The sequence below is a fragment of the Neisseria sp. MVDL19-042950 genome (assembly GCF_030504625.1).
In the GTDB taxonomy this organism is placed as follows: Bacteria; Pseudomonadota; Gammaproteobacteria; order Burkholderiales; family Neisseriaceae; genus Neisseria.
Genome location: NZ_JAUKWH010000003.1, coordinates 159915 through 182206, shown reverse-complemented (window position 1 = coordinate 182206; position 22292 = coordinate 159915). Strand labels below are relative to the sequence as shown.

18 protein-coding genes and 1 tRNA gene are annotated in these 22292 nt (G+C 48.2%); 9 read left to right on the top strand and 10 right to left on the bottom strand.

Annotation, left to right across the window (positions count from 1 at the left end; genetic code table 11):
* Window positions 1–63 precede the first annotated feature (63 nt).
* The 7 genes from Q0X97_RS04280 to Q0X97_RS04250 form a co-directional block, all read right to left on the bottom strand.
* A complete protein-coding gene (locus Q0X97_RS04280) occupies window positions 64–1284 on the bottom strand; it encodes a hypothetical protein (RefSeq protein WP_302065821.1) in 1221 nt (406 codons plus the stop codon).
* Between the two features lie 59 nt (window positions 1285–1343).
* Window positions 1344–3383, bottom strand: a complete 2040-nt coding sequence (recG, locus tag Q0X97_RS04275; protein WP_302065822.1) for an ATP-dependent DNA helicase RecG — start codon at window positions 3381–3383, stop codon at window positions 1344–1346.
* 141 nt (window positions 3384–3524) lie between these two features.
* Window positions 3525–5627 carry a TonB-dependent siderophore receptor gene (locus tag Q0X97_RS04270; RefSeq protein WP_302065823.1) on the bottom strand — a complete coding sequence of 701 codons (2103 nt, stop codon included), beginning with the start codon at window positions 5625–5627 and terminating at the stop codon, window positions 3525–3527.
* Window positions 5628–5784: 157 nt separating this feature from the next.
* Window positions 5785–6219 carry a protein-export chaperone SecB gene (gene secB / locus Q0X97_RS04265; protein WP_302065824.1) on the bottom strand — a complete coding sequence of 145 codons (435 nt, stop codon included), beginning with the start codon at window positions 6217–6219 and terminating at the stop codon, window positions 5785–5787.
* 54 nt (window positions 6220–6273) lie between these two features.
* Window positions 6274–6540: a glutaredoxin 3 gene (gene grxC, locus Q0X97_RS04260; RefSeq protein WP_302065825.1), complete on the bottom strand. Its 267-nt coding sequence runs from the start codon at window positions 6538–6540 to the stop codon at window positions 6274–6276.
* 141 nt (window positions 6541–6681) lie between these two features.
* Complete coding sequence (recJ, locus tag Q0X97_RS04255) at window positions 6682–8397, bottom strand: single-stranded-DNA-specific exonuclease RecJ (RefSeq protein ID WP_302065826.1); 1716 nt, start codon at window positions 8395–8397, stop codon at window positions 6682–6684.
* A 111-nt stretch (window positions 8398–8508) separates the two neighbouring features.
* Window positions 8509–9492 carry a hypothetical protein gene (locus tag Q0X97_RS04250; protein ID WP_302065827.1) on the bottom strand — a complete coding sequence of 328 codons (984 nt, stop codon included), beginning with the start codon at window positions 9490–9492 and terminating at the stop codon, window positions 8509–8511.
* 541 nt (window positions 9493–10033) lie between these two features.
* Here Q0X97_RS04250 and Q0X97_RS04245 point away from each other — a divergent pair.
* Window positions 10034–11362 carry a LysM peptidoglycan-binding domain-containing M23 family metallopeptidase gene (locus Q0X97_RS04245; protein ID WP_367881737.1) on the top strand — a complete coding sequence of 443 codons (1329 nt, stop codon included), beginning with the start codon at window positions 10034–10036 and terminating at the stop codon, window positions 11360–11362.
* A 117-nt stretch (window positions 11363–11479) separates the two neighbouring features.
* On the opposite strand, the gene Q0X97_RS04240 is transcribed toward Q0X97_RS04245, so the two are convergent.
* Window positions 11480–12100 carry an isochorismatase family protein gene (locus tag Q0X97_RS04240; RefSeq protein WP_302065828.1) on the bottom strand — a complete coding sequence of 207 codons (621 nt, stop codon included), beginning with the start codon at window positions 12098–12100 and terminating at the stop codon, window positions 11480–11482.
* A gap of 303 nt (window positions 12101–12403) precedes the next feature.
* Here Q0X97_RS04240 and Q0X97_RS04235 point away from each other — a divergent pair.
* From Q0X97_RS04235 to yacG, 7 genes are all read left to right on the top strand, one after another.
* A tRNA-Phe gene (locus Q0X97_RS04235) sits at window positions 12404–12479 on the top strand.
* Between the two features lie 309 nt (window positions 12480–12788).
* A complete protein-coding gene (gene pilB, locus Q0X97_RS04230) occupies window positions 12789–14468 on the top strand; it encodes a type IV-A pilus assembly ATPase PilB (RefSeq protein ID WP_302065829.1) in 1680 nt (559 codons plus the stop codon).
* A 38-nt stretch (window positions 14469–14506) separates the two neighbouring features.
* Window positions 14507–15745, top strand: a complete 1239-nt coding sequence (locus Q0X97_RS04225) for a type II secretion system F family protein (RefSeq protein ID WP_302065830.1) — start codon at window positions 14507–14509, stop codon at window positions 15743–15745.
* 4 nt (window positions 15746–15749) lie between these two features.
* Window positions 15750–16613 (top strand): A24 family peptidase, encoded by an 864-nt coding sequence (locus Q0X97_RS04220; protein WP_302065831.1) that lies wholly within the window; start codon window positions 15750–15752, stop codon window positions 16611–16613.
* A gap of 3 nt (window positions 16614–16616) precedes the next feature.
* A complete protein-coding gene (gene coaE / locus Q0X97_RS04215) occupies window positions 16617–17237 on the top strand; it encodes a dephospho-CoA kinase (RefSeq protein ID WP_302065832.1) in 621 nt (206 codons plus the stop codon).
* Window positions 17234–18001: a cell division protein ZapD gene (zapD, locus tag Q0X97_RS04210; protein ID WP_085391164.1), complete on the top strand. Its 768-nt coding sequence runs from the start codon at window positions 17234–17236 to the stop codon at window positions 17999–18001. The genes coaE and zapD overlap by 4 nt, the downstream gene beginning before the upstream one ends.
* Window positions 18002–18004: 3 nt before the next feature.
* A complete protein-coding gene (gene yacG / locus Q0X97_RS04205) occupies window positions 18005–18193 on the top strand; it encodes a DNA gyrase inhibitor YacG (protein WP_085391163.1) in 189 nt (62 codons plus the stop codon).
* 54 nt (window positions 18194–18247) lie between these two features.
* Here the strand turns inward: yacG and Q0X97_RS04200 are convergent, their stop codons facing one another.
* On the bottom strand, window positions 18248–18688 hold the full coding sequence (locus Q0X97_RS04200; protein ID WP_302065833.1) for a TIGR01244 family sulfur transferase: 441 nt from the start codon (window positions 18686–18688) through the stop codon (window positions 18248–18250).
* A gap of 67 nt (window positions 18689–18755) precedes the next feature.
* The gene (locus Q0X97_RS04195) at window positions 18756–20513 is read right to left on the bottom strand and encodes a M61 family metallopeptidase (RefSeq protein WP_302065835.1); all 1758 of its coding nucleotides are present in this window, start codon (window positions 20511–20513) and stop codon (window positions 18756–18758) included.
* Between the two features lie 325 nt (window positions 20514–20838).
* Here Q0X97_RS04195 and ccoN point away from each other — a divergent pair, with 325 nt between their 5' ends.
* Complete coding sequence (gene ccoN / locus Q0X97_RS04190) at window positions 20839–22275, top strand: cytochrome-c oxidase, cbb3-type subunit I (RefSeq protein ID WP_302065836.1); 1437 nt, start codon at window positions 20839–20841, stop codon at window positions 22273–22275.
* The last annotated feature ends 17 nt before the right edge of the window (window positions 22276–22292 follow it).

Genomic DNA, 22292 nt, shown 5'->3' with positions numbered 1-22292 from the left:
ATAAAGGCCGTCTGAAATGTTTCAGACGGCCTTTCCGGTATGTAAAGCGGAGAAACTCGAAAATTATTTGCTTTTTAATTCTTTAAGCAGCGATGCCAAGCTGTCGATACCGTCGAACGTGCCGGGTACTTTATCAGGATTTGACAGGATGCTGCTGAAAATCAGGTTTTCAAATTTTTCCAATGCGTCTTTATCCGATGCTTTGATTTCTTTCGCGTATTCGGCATAGTTTTGGATAAATTGGCATAAGGACTGGCGCAATTCGAGCTGCATGATTTGGGTTTGTATGGAATGGTAATGGGTTAGCACCACTCGGAAGAAGTAGATTAAAACAAACTCCAAGCCGATGACAGGAAGCATTTTTTGCCAAGACCACGTAGCTACTTCGGCGATATTGGTTAGTTCAGGTTTAGCATTTGCTCCACTCGGGATGGATGCTTCAGTTGGAATAGACAAAAGGTACTTCATTAATTGCGGAATCATATCTGACAGTAAATGAATCGCAACCAAGCTAAGGGGTAATAATGTCAATACAAATAATGCAATCAAGCCTACAAATGTTAGCCATTTTGCTCTTGATTTTTTCTTTAACAAATTCTCGAAGCCTTGAGATAAGCCGACAAAATTAAAGGCCGTCTGAAAACTCTCCAAACTGGCTTTGAGATTATCAACTTTTTCTTCCCGCTCTAAGATTTTTTCATTAAATTGTTCTTCTTTATCATTAAGTTGTTCTTTCAGCTTGCCAATTCTCTCTTCAGCGTCTTTTACTGTTTTTTCGTAGTTTAAAAAAGCCTGATAATCTTTTTGACCTAAATAATGATTGAGAATATCAAAATCCATGTTATTGCGAATATATTTAGCTGTTTCTTTTAAATAATCTTCTTTGAGAGGATATATTTTTTGTTCTACATCAGCTTTAAATTTTGCCCAATAATCATGTATTCCCCAATGGGGAGAGATTGCATGCCGTTCTTGGAATAATAAATATTCCCTTGAAAAAGCCATAGATATGAGAAACAGCTCATCGAGATAATTTAGATTGTGCGGTTTTTTCGCCCAATTCTCCAATTGACTTAGAATATTTGTTTTGTGACGTTTTGTATTAAATGGACATATTTGGTCGAAGTGATCACGTCTATTTATCGTTTCCAAAATGGGGCGACAACTTTCTATTTTTCTCGAAGTAACTTTATCTTCAATAGAAGCAGTATTATTTTTCAATGCTTCCAAACCTTTACTAGAAAATTGTTGAAGTAAATCTTTATCTGACAGCGAATCAATCATTGTGCTTCCCTTAAAAGTTTCATGTCTAAATTATAAATAAAATCCCTTAATCGAAAATGCTAGACCCCCAAATAACTCTCCCTGCTCGCCAGCCAGCGGTTGAGGTGGGCTTCGACGATGTCGGGGCGTTCTTCAATCAGTTGGGGGGCGATTTCGCGGGCTTTTTCTAAAAGGTGCAGGTCTTCTTCGAGGTTGGCGAAGCGGAGCATGGGTACGCCGCTTTGGCGTGCGCCGAGAAATTCGCCGGGGCCGCGGATGTTGAGGTCTTGGCGGGCGATTTCGAAGCCGTCGGTGTGTTCGTAGATGACTTTGAGGCGGGCTTTGGCCAGCTCGCTCAGGGGTTCGGCGAAGAGGAGTACGCACACGCTTTCGGCGGCGCCGCGGCCTACGCGTCCGCGCAGTTGGTGCAGTTGCGCCAGCCCCATGCGTTCGGCGTGTTCGATGACCATGAGGGCGGCGTTGGGTACGTCTACGCCGACTTCGATAACGGTGGTGGCAACGAGTACGTTCAGACGGCCTGCGCTGAATTCGGCCATCACTTGGGCTTTTTCGGCGGCTTTCATGCGGCCGTGGACGAGGCCGATGCTGAGTTCGGGTAGGGCCGCTTGAAGGGCGGCTTGGGTTTCGGTGGCGGTTTGCAGTTGGAGGGTTTCGCTTTCTTCGATGAGGGGGCAGACCCAGTAAACTTGCCGTCCTTTGCGGCAGGTGTTGAGTACGAAGCCTTCGACTTCGGCGCGGCGCTGGCTGTTGACGAGGCGGGTTTTGATGGGGGTGCGGCCGGGGGGCAGTTCGTCGATGACGGAAACGTCGAGGTCGGCGAAAAAGCTCATGGCGAGGGTGCGGGGGATGGGGGTGGCGGACATCATGAGCTGGTGTACGTCTTGGCCTTTGTTTTTGAGGGCTAGGCGTTGGGCGACGCCGAAGCGGTGCTGTTCGTCGACGATGACGAGGCCGAGGTTGTGGAACTGTACGTCTTCTTGAAAGAGGGCGTGGGTGCCGACGGCGATGGGGGTGAGGCCGTCTGAAAGGGCGGCTTTGGCGGCATCTTTGGCTTTTTTGCGCTGGCTGCCGGAAAGCCATGCGACTTCGAGGCCGAGCGGTTCGAGCCATTGTTTGAATTTGAGGTAGTGCTGTTCGGCGAGGATTTCGGTGGGTGCCATGACGGCGACTTGGCTGCCAGCTTCGACTGCGGTGAGGGCGGCAAGGGCGGCGACGATGGTTTTGCCGCTGCCTACGTCGCCTTGCAGCAGGCGGTGCATGGGGTGGGTTTGGCGCATGTCGGCGCGGATTTCGTTTAAGGCGCGCTGTTGGGCGGCGGTGAGGGCGAAGGGTAGGGCGTTGAGCAGGGGTTGGGTGAGCGAGCCGTTGCCGTGCAGGGGGGCGGCCTGCCCGCTGATGCGTTTTTGCCGCGCGAGCCGCATGGAGAGCTGTTGGGCGAGCAGTTCGTCGAATTTGAGCCGCTGCCATGCGGGGAGGGTGCCGTCTGAAAGTTGGCGGATGCTGTAATCGGGCGGCGGGGCGTGCAGGAGGCGCAGGCTTTCGGCCAGGTGGGGCAGTTTCAGACGGCCTAGGAGTTCGTCGGGCAGGGTGTCGTGCAGGGGCAGGGCTTCTAAGGCCGTCTGAACAATGCGGCGCAAGGTGGGTTGGTTGAGGCCGTTTACGGTGGGGTAAACGGGGGTGAGGCTTTCGGCGAGGCTGCTGTTGTCGGCATCGCGGATTTTGGGGTGGATCATTTCGTCGCCGTGAAAGCCGTGTTTGATTTCGCCTACGGCGCGGATGCGTTTGCCTTGCGCCATTTGTTTTTGATGGCTGGGGTAGAAGTGGATGAAGCGCAGAAACAGCACGCTGCCGGAGTCGTCTTGAATCTGCACGATGAGCTGTTTGCGGGGTTTGAACTGTACTTCTTGCAGGGTTACTACGCCTTCGACTTGGCACGGCACGCCGATAGGTGCGTCTTTAATCGGCATGATGTGGGTTTCGTCTTCGTAGCGCAGCGGCAGGTGCAGGGCAACGTCCCACGGGGTGTGCAGGTTGAGCTTTTCGAGCTTTTTGGCGGCGGTGTCGGTGATTTTGAGCAGCTTTTGGTGTTCGGGTGTCATGGCGGCTGGGGGAAAACGGTTTCAGACGGCCATTTTAAATGATTTTGGAGCGGGGGGAGGATGGGGAGTAGGGGAGGTCGTCTGAAAGCGCACACAGTTCGCTTTCAGACGGCCTGATGATTCCTTTGCGGCAAGGCTGTATTAAAAGCTGTAATTCAGCCGTGCCGTTACGCCGCGCGGTGCGCCGGGCATGGCATCGGAACGCCAGTATTTTTGGTTGAGCAGGTTGTTGACCGCCAGCGTGAGGTTGAGGTTTTTGCGGTTCCAGCCTGCCAGCGCGTCGACACGGGCGAAGCCGGGGATATGGGCATCGCCGCCTTTATCGGCATAGTAGTAGCGTTTGCCGGTGCCGGTAACGCCGAGTTCGCCGTAGAAGTTTTGTGTGGGCGTGTAGCGCACAAACAGGTTGCCGGTAACGTTGCTGGTGTTTTTGAGGTGGCGGCCGACGTTTTTCGGGTTTTGTGCGTCTTCAACGGTTTTGGCCTGCATCACGCCGAACGAGCCGCGCAGATACCATTTGGGGGCAATCCGGCCGATGCCGCTCAGTTCGATGCCGCGCGAACGGTCTTTGCCGCGTTGTTTGAAGGTAAACGGGTCGTTGCGGTCGGGTTGGTAATAAACGTTGCTGCGTTCGATTTGGTAGGCGGCCAATGTGGTGTTGAGGCGGTCTTCAAACCAACTGCTCTTCACGCCCGTTTCGTATTGTTTGAACGATTCGGGCGGGGTGTTGGCACCGAGGGTGGTAATGGAAATGCCCGCTCCGCCGTAGCCGCCGTAGGGTGCGTAGCCTTTGTTGAAGCCCGCATACAGCGTGTGTGCGGGGGTAACGTTCCATGTGGCTCCGAAATTGGGGCTGAACGAATGGCCGCTGTATTCGCGCGAGTTGTCTTTGATGTCGGTGGAACGGTAGCGGTATTTGTCGTAGCGTATGCCCGCCGTCAGCTTGATGTCGGGCGTAACCGAGAAGATGTTTTGTGCAAACAGGCCGTGCGAGTCGGCTTTGTGGCGGTTGCGGGTGCCGACGGGCAGCAGCCGGCCCGACGGCGGCCAGCTTGTGCGGTCGTGCGGGTCGATGGTGGTGAAGTTGCGCTTGAACGCCAGAGTGGGGTTACGCTCTTCGCGGCTGTAATCGAGGCCGACGGTGAGGTGGTTGTCGAAATTGCCGATTTTAAAATCGCCGTTGAGGGTGGCGTTGCTCGACAAGGTTTTGTTGTCGGTTTGCTGCCATGCGTAGTTGCGTTTCAGACGGCCTGTGGCTTCGTCGAGCGAGCCGCCGTAGAAATGGTCGAAATCCTGCGAGGCGCGGCGGTGGGCAAGCTGCCATTGCAGGTGCCAATTCGGGTTGAAGGCATATTCGAGGTTGGAACGCCATATTTGTAATTTGTCTTTCACGAAATCGTTGGGATGGGCGAAACCGTGGCGGTACGATAAGCCGAGTTTGTCGTAAACGGCTCTTTCCGGGCCGCGGTCGGGCGTGCGTTCTACTTTGTCGTAGGTGTATTGCCCCGTCCATTTCAGGCCGTTGTCGAGTTTCACTGTGATGCTGGGCGAGATCATGCCGTTTTTGCCGTCGATGCCGGAGCGGAACGAGTTGGTTTTGCCGATTTCGCCGCTCAAGCGCACGGCTACGTTGTCGCTCAGCACTTGGTTGATGTCGAGATTCAGGCTGCGTGCGGCATAAGAGCCGTAAGATGCGCCTATGGTGCGACTCTGTTTGAAATTGGCGTATTTGCTGACCAAGTTTATGATGCCGCCGCCGCTGGTGCGCCCGTAGAGCACGGAAGCGGGGCCTTTGAGGATTTCCACGCGTTCGATATTGGCGGTGCTGCGGCGCACTTGCCCGCTTTCACGCACGCCGTCGCGGTAAATATCGTTGGCATCGGCTTGGAAACCGCGCAGAAACAGGCTTTCGCCGCGCATGTCGTAGGCAGCGTCAATACCGGCATTGCCTTCGAGAATCGAGCTTAAATCGTTAGTGCCGTAGTTTTTGTTTTTTTGGATATTGAGCGTGTCGATGCTTTGCGGGGTTTCTTTAACCAATTGGCCGTTACGCGTTACCGTTGCTTCGTCGTAATTGATATAGCCTTTGAGAATATTGCTGTCGGCCTGCGCTTCCACTTTTACCGTCGGCAGGGTGGCGGTGTAAATTTCCTGACTGCCATCGGATGCTTCCGCTTGTGCGGCAAGTGGAAAGGCGGCTAGCAATAAAGCATAAATGACACGTAAATTTGTATTATTTGGCATAAATTTGTCCGAATTAAGATTATTTTGCCATTATAGAGCCGAGCCTCTAATCCGTAAACAGTATTGATAATTACTATTGATTGAGTGGGTAAACAAACAGGCCGTCTGAAACACAGGTTTCAGACGGCCTGTTTGTATGCGGAAAAAAGCGGGCGGATTAAGCGTTGCCTTCTTGCGCTTGTTGGTACATGGCTTCAAAGTTGATGGGAGCCAGCAATACGGGCGGGAAGCCTGCGCGGGTGATGGAAGAAGAAACCGCTTCGCGGGCATACGGGAACAGAATGTTCGGGCAGGCAACCGCAAGCAGCAGTTTGATGTCTTCTTCGGGGATGTTTTCCAAACGGAAGATGCCGCTTTGCGATACCTCGTTGAGGAACATCACGCGGTCGTTTGCTAATTTGGCGGTAACGGTAACGGTAACGGTTACTTCATGGAAGCCTTCTTCCAGTTTGCTGCTGTCGGTGGCAACGCGCATGTCCACTTCGGGCTCGCCTTGCTCCAGAAAAATTTGGGGTACGTGGGGCACTTCCAGCGACAGGTCTTTTATATACAGTTTTTCAATGCTGAATACGGGTTGCAATTCTTCGCTCATATCGGGTTCTTTCTATACAAAGGGTTGTGCTGCCAAAGCAGCGGGATAAAAAAGTTAATCGGTTTCGTTTTCCAAAAGGTTTTTCAATTCGCCGCGCTGGTGCATGGCGTATAAATCGGTGAAGCCGCCCACATGGGTGCTGCCGATAAAAATCTGCGGTACGCTGCGTTGGCCGGTAATTTGCTGCATTTCGGCGAAGTCGGCGGGGTTGTGGTCGACACGGATTTCTTTGATTTCGGTAATGCCTTGTGATTTCAGAAATTTTTTCGCCATGATGCAGTAGGGGCAATAAGGGCCGGTGTACATGGTAACGGGCTGCATGGATATCCTGAATATTGGGATGAACATAGATTTTATGCACTATATGGGCATCAAAGTGTTTTTACAAGGGTAAAAGTATAAGGAGGCCGTCTGAAGGTTTTTAGCGAAGCTCGCATAGTTCGCTTTCAGACGGCCTCTGTGCTATGCGGCTTCCCAATAGTCGATATAAAGCTGCAATTCGATCTGGTTGCGCCATTCGTTGGCCACGGGGCGGTACACGGTGCGGATGCGTGCGGGGATTTCTTCGGTGCAGCGCCAAAACATGGCTTCAAATTCATGGCCTTCTTTGCGCAGCCACACTTTTTTGTGGTTCACGCCCATGGCTTGCTGGCGGATGACGGCGAATTCGTCGGTAAAGCTCGGCGGTGCGAAGCCTTGTCCCCACACTTGGCGGGCGAGGTTTTGCGCCTGCGTGAGCGTAATGTCGGCGGCGGGCAGGCTGCCGTCGGTGATGTAGGTTTGCGCCAAGTCGTCGGCATGGATCAGTTCGCGCACGGTGTGTTCGAAGGCCGTCTGAAACGCGGCGATGTGTTCTTCGCGTATGCTCAAGCCTGCGGCCATGGCGTGTCCGCCGAATTTCAGAATCATGTCGGGATGGCGTTTGCTCACCAAATCCAACGCATCGCGCAGGTGCAGGCCGGGAATGGAGCGGCCGGAACCGCGCACTTCGCCGTTGTCTGCGGGGGCGAACACGATGGCGGGGCGGTAGAAGCGGTCTTTCAGACGGCTGGCCACGATGCCGACCACGCCTTGATGGAAGTCGTCGCGGTAGGCCACCAGCGTGGTTTGTCCGTCGGGCAGGGAATCGGGGAAGGCGTTGAGCGCGTCTTGCAGCATGGATTGTTCGATTTCGCGCCGCTCGATGTTCAAATCGTTGAGTTGGGCGGCGAGGCTTTGCGCTTCGGCTTCGTTGTCGGCCAGCAGACAGGCGATGCCGACCGACATATCGTCGAGCCGGCCGGCGGCGTTGATGCGCGGGCCGAGCGCGAAACCCATGTCGAACGGTTGCGCTTTGCGCCAGTCGCGCCGCGCCACTTCAAATAAGGCGCGGATGCCGGGGCGCATTTTGCCGGCGCGCATCCGTTTCAAGCCTTGCGAAACGAGAATGCGGTTGTTGTGGTCGAGCGGCACGACATCGGCAACGGTGCCGAGTGCGACTAAATCCAAGAGTTCGGCCAGATTCGGTTCATTGATGCCGTCTGAAAGCGGGTTTTCAGACGGCCTGAACCAGCCGCGCTGCCGCAGTTCGGCGCGTAAAGCCATCAGCACATAAAAAATCACGCCCACGCCCGCGAGGCTTTTACTGGCAAAGTTGCAGCCGCATTGGTTGGGGTTGACGATGATGCAGTCGGGCACGGTTTCGGCAGGCAGGTGGTGGTCGGTAATGATGACGTCCAACCCCAATTCTTGCGCGCGCGCCACGCCTGCCAAGCTGGCGATGCCGTTATCGACCGTTACCAGCAGTTTTACTTTTTGCGTGGCGGCCAGTTCCGCCAATTCGGGCGTTAAACCGTAGCCGTGTTCGAAGCGATTGGGCACCAAAAAGTCCACCGACGCGCCCATGGCCGACAGCCCTTTGATGCCGACCGCGCAGGCGGTTGCGCCGTCGGCATCGTAGTCGGCCACGATTAAAATGTTTTCCTGCCGTTGTACCGCATCGGCCAAGCGCACGGCGGCTTCGGTGCAGTTGGTTAAGGTTTGATAGGGCAGCAGGGCGGAGAGTTTGTCGTCCAACTCGGCAGGGGAGGCTACGTCGCGGGCGGCGCACAGACGGGCGAGCAACGGGTCGGTGCCGGCCTGAATCAGGGTTTGGCAAACGCTTTGATTGATGGTGCGGGTACGGATTTTGACTGACATGGAATAAAGTAATGAATCGGTGCGGCCGGAAAGCCGTTATTGTAACGCGAAGCGGGGAATTTTTCAGACGGCCTGTTCTTATATTTAAGACAGGCCGTCTGAAAATCTCAATCAGAGTTGTCCGGCGAATGTTTTTTTCTTTTTCCAGAATGCCCGCCCCGCTTTGGCTTTAATATGCAGCTCTCCTCCGCGTGTGCCGTCGGTAACGATGCGCAGGTTTTTCAGACGGCCTTCGCACAAAGCCTGCCATAAAGGTGCAAACCAGCGCTGCTCCCAGCTTTCGAGCGTGTCTTTATAAGCCCAAACATCGGCGGTGTGGTCGGTTACGGCCAAGTCGTCGAGAAACAGCAGGCCGTCTGAAACGTTTTGGCCGCTTTCTTTTAAGACGGCCTCCCATGCGGTGAAATTGTAAGGTGCGTCAAAACGGGTGCCGGAATAAAATTGCGCCCACGGGCTGTCGCAAGCCAATACCGGTGCGGCGGTTTGTCCGCCTTCCAAATCCTGCCACAACCACACCCCGTTTACGGCAGGCATGTCGGCAGCGGTACGCTCGGCGTTGAGCGGATGGTTGTGCAGCCACATTTGTATTTCAGTCTGTTTTTGCAGCCAGCTTGAACCATCAGGCCCTTCCGCACGGATGGAGCCGTCTACCTGCCCCAGCACATCCAAAACTGGCGGCACTTGCCAGTTTGGTATTCGGGGAACTGTTACCAGCCATAAATCGGCACGAACGGGGCGGAATGCCCAACCGTCTTCACGAAAAAAATCATTCAACCCGCCGCACAGCCGTTCCGCTTCATGTGCCTGAATCTGAATGTCGGTGCCGCTGATCATATTCATATTGTGCATGCCCATTTGCTGCCATACCGGACTGGCAAGCACGGAAGGTTGATCGGGTGGAAGACATAAACGGTTCAGTGCATGGCCGAGTAAGCTGCCTTCCCATAAAAAACGGGCATAAAGTGCCGAGGAAGAAATGGAGTGCGGCGTAAAAGTGCCGAAACGCAACATTTGATTGAATGAAGGTAAATCAAGTGGCGGCAGCGTGTCGGAAGTATGACGGTTGAGAGCGGGTAAGACTAAAGTCAGATTCATGACAATGGTTTGCATAGAGTGAAAGTAAGAGGTATTTTACGCTATCACGCGTATTTTTGACTTGATGCAACTCCGGCTTAAAACATGGTAAGCGGTTTTGTGATAAACTTTCAGGTGAAAAGGAATATGGAAAACTTTGGTGTAAATCAAAGCAATACCGTATTTGCGGCGAAAAAACCGCATGTGTTGTAAAGGTATTTTGAAAAGGCCGCTTAAAATGAAACAATCCTTAAACAAATTTTTGAAAGCACCTGATCAAGGCTCGGGCAAGAGCCAGAGCATATCAGATGCCGCTCGGCATGAGGCCGCTGCACCCACGGCGGCAGCGGAAACGGTTGCCGTCCGCCAAACAGACAAAGCGCGCACTGTTCAAACCAAACATGTTAGAACGACAAAAAAGCCTATATTCAAAAGTAAATTTGCGCTGAAAAACAAACTTGCGTTTAAAAATAAAACTGCTTTGAAAAACAGGCTTGTTTTGAGAAACAAGTTGGTTGCCGACCAAAAAACCACACTTAATCCGACCGCCAAGCTGAAACCGATGTTTCAGTATACGCTGGCATTGTTTAACCGTGTTTGGAACAACAAACCGGTGCGCTGGTCGATGGTGGGCATCATGCTGCCCGTATCCGGCATTATGACGGCTTATGCCGTTACCGAGCCTCAGCCACAGCCCCAGAAAAGCCTGTTTCAAGTGGAACGGGTATTGGAAGAGCTGCCTGCCGTTTATGTTGAAAGCGGCACTTATCAAGGCAGCTATTGGTCGCAGGAAGCCGTTCAGCCCGGCGATACTTTATCCGATGTTTTGGCGCGGATAGGCGTTACCGCCGAAGACATCAAAAAAGTGATGGTTAAAAACGCACTCGACCGGAAGATGGCGCTTTTGAGGGCAGGCCAGTCGGTCAGCGCACGTTTTGACGCTGCGGGCAACGTTACCGATATTCAGTTTTTCAGTGACGATGACAACGGTGAAGGCTATTTAATCGCCATTGAGAAAGTTAACGGTAAATGGCAGAAATCGGCTTCTACCGTTGAAATGGAAACCATGCCTACTTTACGTTCCGTTCAGGTACGTACTTCGGCGCGAGGAGCAATGGCTCAGGCGGGTATTCCCGTAGAAATCCGCGAATCGCTGAGTGAGATTTTCAACGATGTGGTCAACATCGAAGAATTAGGTAGCGGCGATGCCATCCGTTTGCTGTATAACAGCATGTATTTCCGCGGGCAGGAAATGGCAACGGGCGATATTCTGGCTGCCGAAGTTGTTAAAGATGGCAAAACCTATCAGGCTTACTATTACAGCCAAGGCAAAGGCGACGAAGAAAGCGGCAGCTATTATGATCAAAACGGCAAATCATTGCGCCATAGGGAAGGCTTCAATGTACAGCCGGTAGGCAATGCCCGTATATCATCGCCTTACGGCTTGCGTTTGCATCCGATCCTGCGTACGGTAAAAATGCATACCGGTATCGATTATGCGGCTCCGACCGGCACGCCGATTCGTGCCGCGGCAGACGGTATACTTACTTTTAAAGGCTGGAAGGGCGGTTATGGCAATACCGTTGTATTGCAGCATAGCAACGGCATCGAAACATTGTATGCCCATATGAGTGAGTTTTCGTCCGCACAGGGGGCGATTCGCGCCGGAGACATTATCGGTTATGTAGGCAGCACAGGCCGTTCGACCGGTCCGCATTTGCATTACGAGGCACGTAAAAACGGCGAACCGGTGAATCCTTCAACTGTCGCTTTACCGACTCCTAAATTGACACCGGACAATATGGCGGAATTCAAAGAACAACAGCGAAAAAATAGTAGTACTCTGGCGGCGGTGCGTAATTTAACCGTTACTGTTGCCCAATTGGATTGAGCAAGTTTGAATTTTGAGTGAGCCAAAGTCTAAAGCCGCCGCTTTCCTTTCTGTGAAAGTGGCGGCTTTATCGTCAGGCCGTCTGAAAATTTGATTATTGAGTATATGTTTTCATTTCTAATTTAATAATGCGGCAAGCTCATCAGTATGTTCCACAATGATTGCTCCGGCTTTTTTCATATTTTGGACGGCACGGGAGGCTTCGGCGGAGTTTAAACTGCGGCAAGCATCTAAATTGACAATTACCTGCCATTCGCCGTACCAGCACAATTGTAATACGGTTGCTTGTACACAATACTCGGTGGCCAGTCCGCCGACGATTAAAGTTGCGGCATTACGGCTTTGCAGCCATTCAATCAAACCGGTGCTGATATTCTCAGCCATGTCATGAAAGCATGCCCCGAAAGTATGCACGTTATTTTCCAAACCGATATGAACAAGAAAGTCATAGCTGTCGGAAGTAGGAAGGCCGGGTAAATTTTCATAGCCTTCGCTGCCCAAAACAGCATGGCTGACCCAGTTTTGCGCTTTGTCCAATGCCAGGTATTCACTCTGATGCTCTATATGCCATTCGGCATTATTGCTGTGGGCATCTTTGGTAATGACGCGGTAATCAGCCAGTGCCGCTTGGCGGTTGAGGTGCGGAACAATAGAAAGTGCATCAGGAATAGGTAGTTCGTCGGGGCATAGTTCAGAAAAAGTTTTCTGCGGATGAATATCAATGGCGACAATGCTCATAAGAAGGCCTGATCGAAAATATAAAAAAGAAATGATGTTTTATTCTTGATATTCGGTTGATATTATAGATAAGCGGTATTCTTGGCAAGTTTTATTCAGTGCATATGGGTAGAAAAGGGTTGGTTTGTAATATGTTTGCTACAACTTAATCTGATGCTGTAGCGGAACTTTAGATAAATTTATAAGGTATAGAAATATTTATTTTGATAAAAAATAAATTGTTATCTTGGTCTCGGATTATTTTTTTGAAAAAAACTTGCAGGGAAAGCGTAATTCTGTTTTAATACCCCTCTCTTAAGGCAAGGCCAGATAGCTCAGTTGGTAGAGCAACGGATTGAAAATCCGTGTGTCGGCGGTTCGATCCCGCCTCTGGCCACCATTAAAATAAACCGCTTTTGCGGTTATTTTTTTGTCTGCAGTTTCCCTGTTGTTTTTAAGTACAATAATACTGTAAAGAATGAACGATTAAGAATAGACTGGGTAGGTTTGCCCAGTCTATTCGCTTATAATAAAAAAGTTTTTACTATAAAAGCATTTTAATGTAAGCAGTAAAAAAACATTACGGGTTGGTTTTATGTCCGAAGGGCCTATTAAAAAATATAGCCTATAATTTTGAAAACGACATATGCCATAATCAAATATATTTGCATGATAAGCGGATAATATAAATAGATACAGGTAAGAAAAAATGAGCGTCGGTTTATTAAGAGTATTGGTGCAAGGCCAAGTTATAGATGGAAATCAGGCAGAGCGGTATCAAGATGTATTAAAAGCAAATAAGCCTATTATTCCGATGTTGTTTGAAGAAGGGGTAATTACACCAAAAGCATTGGGTGAATTACTTGCACGAGTATTCAGTTATCCTTTGTTGGATCTCCGTCATTTTTCTCGTAATAACGTTTTAATGGACGTTCTTACTGAGGAACAAATGCTGCAAAATCGTTGTGTGCCGATTTTTAGGCGGGGTAGAAAAGTCTATTTGGCGGTATCCGATCCCACTCAAATTCAAAATTTTCAGAAAATTGCTTTCTCGTCTGGTGTTTCAATTGACTTGGTTGTGGTATGCGATGATCAGTTGAGCACACTATTGGAATGGTTGGGACAGCGCTCTACCACCATTTTGAATGAAATCAGTAAAGAACAAGAGGCTGCTGCGCCTACACAAGCTCTTTATATTGATAATGAAGAAGCTGAAGATGGGCCGATTCCGCGTTTTATTCACAAAACTTTGTCTGATGCGCTTAATGCAGGGGCTTCAGATATCCACTTTGAATTTTATGAACAGATGGCACGGGTGCGTTTCCGTGTCGATGGCCAATTGCGTGAAGTTGTCCAGCCTCCTGTAGCAGTAAGAGGGCAATTGGCTTCACGTATCAAAGTAATGGCACGGTTGGATATTTCGGAAAAACGTGTACCACAAGATGGTCGTATCCAAATTGCCTTTCATAAGCACGGCCGTCCGATTGATTTTCGTGTAAGTACGTTACCGACATTATTCGGCGAAAAAGTAGTAATGCGTATTTTGAATTCGGATGCGGGATCTTTGAATATTGATCAACTTGGTTTTGAGCCTTTCCAGAAGGAAATGCTGTTAGAGGCCATTAACCGCCCTTATGGAATGGTATTGGTTACCGGTCCGACGGGTTCGGGTAAAACAGTATCTCTTTATACTTGTTTGAATATTTTAAATACTGAGAATGTTAACATTGCTACTGCAGAAGACCCTGCAGAAATTAACTTGCCGGGTATTAATCAGGTTAACGTAAATGATAAACAAGGTTTAACATTTGCTGCTGCTTTGAAAGCATTCTTACGTCAAGATCCGGATATCATTATGGTTGGTGAGATCCGTGACTTAGAAACAGCTGATATTGCTATTAAGGCGGCACAAACCGGCCATATGGTATTCTCTACGCTGCACACGAATAATGCGCCGGCTACTTTGTCGCGGATGTTAAATATGGGGGTGGCACCATTCAATATTGCCAGTTCGGTAAGTTTGATTATGGCACAACGGTTATTGCGCCGATTGTGTCCCTCTTGTAAAGCTCCTACCGAACGTCCTCCTGTGTCGGCATTAAAGAAAGCAGGTTTTACTGATGAGGACTTGGCCAAAGATTGGACAATGTATCGTTCGGTGGGTTGTGACAGCTGTCGAGGCAAAGGTTATAGAGGCCGTGCCGGTGTATATGAGGTAATGCCTATTACTGAAGAAATGCAGCGGGTAATCATGGAAAATGGCACTGAAGTTGATATTATGAATATGGCCTATAAAGAAGGGATGGTGGATCTGCGTCGTGCAGGTTTGCTAAAAGTAATGCAGGGAATTACTTCATTGGAAGAAGTACTTGCACATACTAATGATTAATGAATCTGGAAACGTCGAAATTATTTTAAGGGGTAATTATGAACCAAGTAAAACTGGGTGGGCGTTCTGCTAAGGCAGATAAGGGTATACGTTTTAATTTTGAAGGCAGAAATACTGAAACCGAACAAATTGTACGTGGTGAGGTAGTGGCCAAAAATGAAGAGGAAGCCAAAAAAAAGCTGCAACGTCGTGGTATTAAACCGCTGCGTGTTAGTAAAGTTAAAGCTGTTCGTAAAAAACGTATTACACAAGAAGATATTACGGTATTTACCCGTCAGCTTGCTACGATGATGAAAGCTGGATTGCCATTGATGCAGGCATTTGAGATTGTAGCAAGAGGACACTCTAATCCTTCTATGACTCAGATGCTCATGCAAATTCGAGCAGATGTCGAGCAAGGTAGTGCATTGGGTAAAGCTTTTGCGAAGCACCCTAAATACTTTGACCGATTTTATTGTAATCTGATCGCTGCTGGTGAAGCTGGTGGTGTGTTAGAAAATTTGTTGGATAAGCTTGCTATTTATAAAGAAAAAACTCAAGCAATTAAGAAAAAAGTGAAAAGTGCGCTTACCTATCCGATAGCTATTATTGTAGTGGCAATAGTGTTGGTGTTTATCATGATGGTGTTTGTTCTTCCTGCATTCGGTGAAGTATATAGTAACATGGGAGCGGAGCTGCCGGGATTAACACAAATTGTTATGGATATGTCAAAGTTTTTTGTTGAATATGCTTGGGTAATGGTAGTTTGCACTATCGGTGTAGGGTTTGGCTTATATAAATGGTATAAAAAATCTCCAGCTCTTCAAAAAAGAGTGGATGCCATGTTATTGAAACTGCCGATTTTCGGAGCGATTGTAAGGAAAGCAACAATTGCGCGTTGGGCTCGTACTACGTCTACTTTATTTGCTGCCGGTGTGCCCTTAGTTGAAGTGCTGGATTCTGTGGCCGGTGCCGCCGGTAATATCTTGTACGAAGAGGCTACGCATGATATCCGTGCTAAAGTAACACAAGGTTTGTCATTGACTTCCAGTATGCAGGGCACTGATATGTTTCCTAATATGGTACTTCAAATGGCGGCAATCGGTGAAGAATCTGGTTCATTGGACGGCATGTTGAATAAGGCAGCTGAATTCTATGAAGATGAGGTAGATAATGCCGTAGCTCAATTATCTTCCTTGATGGAGCCGATAATTATGGTGGTACTTGGCTCAATTATTGGTGTGATCCTTGTTGCTATGTACTTGCCGTTGTTCAATTTGGGTAACGTGGTAGGTTAACGGTATGCCTGAATGGATGAATCTCTGGGCACCCTTTGTGGTGCCTCTTTCTGCATTATTTGGTTTGCTAGTAGGCAGTTTTTTAAATGTAGTAATTTACCGCGTACCAGTCATGATGGAACGTGTTTGGACAGCGTTTGCGAAAGAGCATCTGGGTCAGGTTTTGACCGAAGAAGAGCAACAGCCGTTTAATTTGGTTAAACCTGATTCTCGTTGCCCTTCGTGCCAGGCTCCTGTAAAGGCTTGGCAAAATATCCCAGTACTCAGTTACCTGATGCTCGGTGGAAAGTGTGAGTCATGTAAAACACCCATCAGCAAACGTTATCCTTTAGTGGAGTTGTTAACCGGCGCATTATTTGCAGCAGTTGCTTGGAAATATGGTTGGAGTATGACGACGTTGGGTGGTTTAATTTTAACCGCTATGTTAATTGCTTTGACCTTTATTGATGCGGATACGCAATATCTTCCTGATCAACTTACACTGCCTTTGGTTTGGCTGGGATTATTGTTCAATTTGAATGGTACTTTTGTGCCCCTAATGTCGGCTGTTTTAGGTGCAGTTTTCGGTTACATGAGCTTGTGGCTGTTGTGCTATGCTTATAAATTACTGACCGGAAAAATAGGTATGGGGGGCGGTGATTTTAAATTACTCGCTGCTTTGGGAGCATGGCTGGGGGTTAGTGTGTTGCCCGTTTTGATATTTATGGCTGCTTTAACTGGCGTAGTGGCTGCCGTTATCATGCGTGTGGCAAAAGGTCAGCAGTTTGCTTTCGGCCCCAGTTTGGCAATTGCAGGTTGGATAATATTTATTGCTAATGAGCAGGTTATGACAGCAGTCGGATGGTGGCTGAAAGCTTCGGGATTCTAAACCATGACTTTTTGGGTAGGATTAACAGGTGGCATCGGCAGCGGCAAATCACAAGCAGCTGCCGAATTTCTCTATTTGGGCGTACCGGTGATTGACGTAGACGCAGTTAGCCGGGAACTGACTGCGGATAACGGAAAGGCCTTATCTGCTATTCGTGCGGCATTTGGTAGTGAAGTATTTAACCATGATGGCCGTCTGAATAGAGCTGTTTTACGTGGTTTGGTTTTCAGAGGGCCTGAAGCTAAAACACGACTTGAATCCATTATGTTTCCTCTTATTTTGTCTGAAGTCCGAGCTCTTCAAGAAAGTTGTGTTACTGTGTATGGAATAATTGATATTCCTTTGTTAATAGAGAAACCGGCATTTTTAGCATTGGTTGATAGAGTATTGGTGATTGATGTTTCCGAACAAACGCAAATTGAACGTGTGCGTAGCCGTAGCGGTCTTAAGGCTGATGAAATTGAGCGGATTATGGCCACGCAAGCCTGCCGTAAAGAGCGTTTGTTGGCTGCTGATGATGTTTTGACAAATGAGGGAATCTCTCAAGCATTGGCAGCCAAGGTTCGGCAATTACATGGCTATTATCAGTCGAGGTTTTCTTATTTATCCAGAGTAACATCATGATTTATTTCGAGCATCCGTTGTCTGAGCGCGTGCGTAGTTTTTTACGTATCGAGCATTTGTTTAATCGTTTTGATGCTGAATGTATTCGTGCCGATAGCCCTTGGGCCCATCATTTGGCCTTGTTTACTCTGTTCGAAATTATGGAGTGTGCGGGCAGGGCAGAATTAAAGTTGGATATTCTGCAAGAACTTGAACGACAAAAGCAATTGCTGGTAAATAGCCGTTTGGTTGAACCGGAAGAGGCGGAAAAGCAGCGGCAGCAATTGCAAAAAACGGCAGAAAACTTGCAAGGCATACAGCAAAAATTCGGTCAGCATTTGCGTGAGAATGATTGGCTGATGGCCATCAAACAACGAATGTTTGTGCCGGGTGGAACCAGCCCGTTTGATTTGTCGTCTTATCACTTTTGGCAGCAGCTGCCGTTTGAGCGACGTTTGGCAGATTTGAAGAAGTGGATTGGTACATTACTGCCTACACAGCAAGCAATTGCCCTTTTGCTCAATATTTTGCGCAGCAATACCCTTACCGTGGACTGTGTGGCACAAAAAGGTAATTATCAGCGCAATAGCTTGGCGCAAAATATCCATATGCTGGTAATTGAAGTGGAACAACAAAGTTGTGCTTTGCCGGAAGTGTCGGCCAATAAATATTTCACTCACATCCGCTTTTTGGAAGCATCTCAAGAGCATGCGCGGGGTAGGCCGTTAAATCAAGATGTATCTTTCAAACTGGTTATGTGCAGTTTTGATCCTGTTGTGGAATGAATTATGAGTTCGGAAGTTACTATAGTAAATTGCCCGACTTGCGGTAAGCAAGTGGCGTGGACTACAGAAAACCAATATCGTCCGTTTTGTAGTGAGCGGTGTAAGCTGATTGATTTGGGAGCGTGGGCTAATGAAGATTACAATCTGCCCGCGCAAGAGGAAGAACCGTTATCGGATTTAATACGTCATTGATGATCACAATCAGGCCGTCTGAAAATTTCAGACGGCCTCTTACTATATTGAGTATTAAGACATGCCGTTTTGTGATACGGCATGCAAGTTTGCTTCAAAATTACTCAGATCTACGCCGGCTTGTTTGGCGGCAGTAATGACATCCGAAACAGCCATGCCGTTTTGAACTTGATGGTAAGCCCACAATAATGAGCTTCGGGTACCAGTGCGGCAGAAAGCAAGCGTGGGCATAGGTAAGGTTGCGAGTAGTTTTTGGAAAGTTGCTACATCATGGCCATTGATGGCAGGAGCAACAACAGGTTGGTGGACGGCTTGGTCGATTCCCGTATCAATAAGCCACTGTTTGAGTTGCTTGAAAGAAGGCTGATCATCGGTTTCGCCGTCAGGCCGATTGCAGATGATGCTGCGGATGCCGAGCTTTGCCGCTTCTTTAAGATCGCTTTGAGTCAGCTGGGGAGAAATATAAAGATTGTCTGCCAGTTTCAAAATACTCATTAGAGGCTCCTTTTATCATTGGTCGTGTAGGTGGCTTATGATACTGCGGCCGCCTGAAAGATTGAATTTAACGGTTTGGTTGCAACCAGTTTTCCAATAAGTGACGGTGGGTAATTTGCAAAATGGCAGTATCGGTTTGTGCGGCCTGTACGGTCAATTCGGTTTCACGTAATACACCGTGGCGGAAGTAGTGCACTTGGATTTTTTCTCCAACCGAAAACTGTGCCCACTGCTGCTCAAAGGCGGTGCAGGCAAAGCCATTCAAAGCAATGATGCGGTCTTGCGGGCATAATGCAGCATTTTCGGCACTGCCTCCATTGAGAACATGCGTCAAGGTGATGCTGTCGCTATTTTGTTTAAACCGTGCCCCAAAGTCGGGAATTGGTTCGGTGTTAGGCAGCCATTTCTCAGCCAAGCCTCCTCCGTGATGGCGTGGAGCTGCGTGCCAGTGCAAAGCGATACCTGTTTTTTCCAAGCAAGCTGTTAAAGGCAGGTCTTCGGTGGAATATAAGGCCGTCTGAAAAAATTCTTCTAAATCCAAACCGGTAATCTGTTGGCATCGCACTTGCCATTGTTTTTCAGGGATGCCTTGCCGGGTTTCTTGCCAGTCGAGATAAAGCTGCTGCATAACATTATCAAGGCTTTGTTTGCCATTGCTATTTTGTCTGATAAGTAAGTCTAGGCATAAAGCGGCCAGAGCGCCTTTCTGATAATAGCTGACAATGGCATTGGGGCTGTTTTCATCCTGTTTGTAATATTTGTTCCATGCAGTAAAGCTAGATTCCGCAAGTGTTTGTTTCAGACGGCCTGATCCTTGCTGCACCCGAGTGATATTTTGGGCAAGTAGTTTCAAATATGCTTCGGGCGAAATCACGCTGCTTCTTACCAATATCAAATCATCGTAATAAGAAGTAATCCCTTCAAATGCCCATAATTGTTCCGTGTAACTTTCACTGTCTAAACGGTACGGTATAAATGCCGCAGGTTTGATGGATTTGACATTCCATGCATGGAAATATTCGTGGCTGAATAAGCCGAGCAATTGGGTGTAGTCATCATTTGCTTCTTTCATGCCTAGAGGAGGGAGGCTGTTGCGGTCGGCAAGTAAAGCAGTACTGCTGATATGTTCCAAACCACCATAAATCTTATCGCCAACATGTAATAAAAACAGATACTTTTGAAAAGGAGCAGGAGAAGGGAACATGCTCAGAGCGGTTCGGCAAATTTTCTGAATATCACTGATTAAGCGGTTGCGGTCAAAATCCGGATAGTGGCCGCTTATTGCTATATGGTGTGCAATACCGCCGGCTTCAAAGTCCAGCATTTCAAAATGACCCAATTCAAAAGGGTGGTCAATCAATTCATAGTAAGAGGCCGTCTGAAAAGTATGGTTTCCGGAAGAGGGCAGTGTGGTGGCTATCTGCCACGTTTCAGGTAAGCCATCAAATGTAACTCGATGTAGCTGTTCCTCGAAACCTGCTATTTTGAGGAACAGGCAGGCCCCGTCAAAAAAACCGCGGTCAACCGTTAAAAAAGAGCTTCTGACAGATAGATCGTAAGCATAGACGGTGTAGTAAATTTGCCACTTACCGCTTTTTGCTTCCGTTTGCCAAACGTTTTTTGCAGTTTGGGTGATTTCAGCCGGTTGGCCGTTACACATTGCCTTTATCTCAATAATATTGCGGGAAAAATCGCGGATGAGATAACTGCCGGGAACCCAGTTCGGTAAGCTTATATGTAAAGGAGTGTTATTTTGTTGAGATAGGTTTAAACATATTTTCCATATATGTTTCAGTGGGTTGGGTTTTATTTGATAGCAAAGCATAGCCATTCTTTTTTTGTTAAGTTTTGTGTGTTGAATTAAAAGGATTTGATTTTGGTCAAGAAACATAATGTAACTAACCTATAATCTAACAAAATATGACCGAAAGCAACCTTGTAAAAACCGCAAAAAAAGCGGCTTTCTGATGATTTGGCTTGGTGCAGTAAAGGTTTTGATTTAAAATGCGCCGATTAAGCTTCTGTTCGGCGCAAGTAAATCTTAACTGCCGACGGTGTTAAATTAAGAAAAATCGGGTATATCTTTGGTTATGTTTGAGCAGGCTGAAGCAAACCGATGGTGTTAATTGCCATGTTTAATGGAGACCCTCATGGAAACGCAAACTTATAACTACAAAGTGGTGCGCCAGTTCGCCATCATGACTGTAGTTTGGGGCATTGTAGGCATGTTGGTTGGCGTGATTATCGCAGCCCAACTGTTTGCACCTGCTCTGGATTTGTCGAATATTGGGCCGTGGTTCCACTTCGGCCGCTTGCGCCCGCTGCATACGAATGCCGTTATTTTCGCATTCGGAGGTTGCGGTTTGTTTGCCACATCTTATTATGTAGTGCAACGCACATGTAATGTACGTTTATTTGGCGGTAAGTTTTTACCCGCATTCACGTTCTGGGGGTGGCAACTTGTTATTGTCTTGGCAGCCATTACTCTGCCGTTGGGCTATACCCAAGGTAAAGAGTATGCAGAACTGGAATGGCCGATTGATATTTTGATTGCATTGGTGTGGGTTGCTTATGCAGTAGTATTCTTCGGCACGATCGCTACCCGTAAAATCAAACATATTTATGTGGCGAACTGGTTTTACGGAGCCTTTATTTTAGCAGTTGCATTGTTACATATCGTAAACAATATCAGCATTCCTTCAGGCGTGATGAAATCTTACCCCGTGTATTCGGGTGCGATTGATGCAATGGTTCAATGGTGGTACGGGCATAATGCTGTAGGTTTCTTCTTAACGGCAGCCTTTTTGGGCATGATGTATTACTTTGTGCCGAAACAGGCAGGTCGCCCCGTTTATTCTTACCGCTTATCAGTAGTTCACTTCTGGGCGTTGATTTTTACCTATATGTGGGCGGGTCCGCACCATCTGCATTACACGGCATTGCCTGACTGGACCCAGTCACTCGGTATGGTATTGTCTTTAATTCTGTTTGCGCCGTCTTGGGGCGGTATGATTAACGGTATCATGACTCTGTCGGGCGCTTGGCATAAGCTGCGCACAGATCCGATTTTGAAGTTTTTGGTAGTATCTTTGTCTTTTTACGGTATGTCTACGTTTGAAGGCCCGATGATGTCTATCAAAACGGTTAACGCTTTGAGCCACTATACAGACTGGACCGTCGGACACGTTCATTCCGGTGCTCTGGGCTGGGTGGGTTTCATCACCATCGGTTCCATCTATTATTTGATCCCGCGTTTATTTGGCCGCAAAGAAATGTACAGCATCAAACTGATTGAAGTGCATTTTTGGATTGCCACGATTGGCGTTGTACTTTACATCGCATCTATGTGGATTTCCGGTGTGATGCAAGGCTTGATGTGGGGTGCATTGAATGACGACGGTACTTTGACCTACTCTTTTGTGGAATCTGTAAAACGCAGTATCCCTTTCTACGTTATTCGTTTTACCGGCGGTCTGTTGTATTTGAGCGGCATGTTCCTGATGGCTTACAACGTTTATCGTACTGCTGTTAGCGGTAAACCCGTGGATGCTGAAATTCCTGCCGTTTCTCAAGCGCAACATCATTAAAGACACAAGAAAGACAG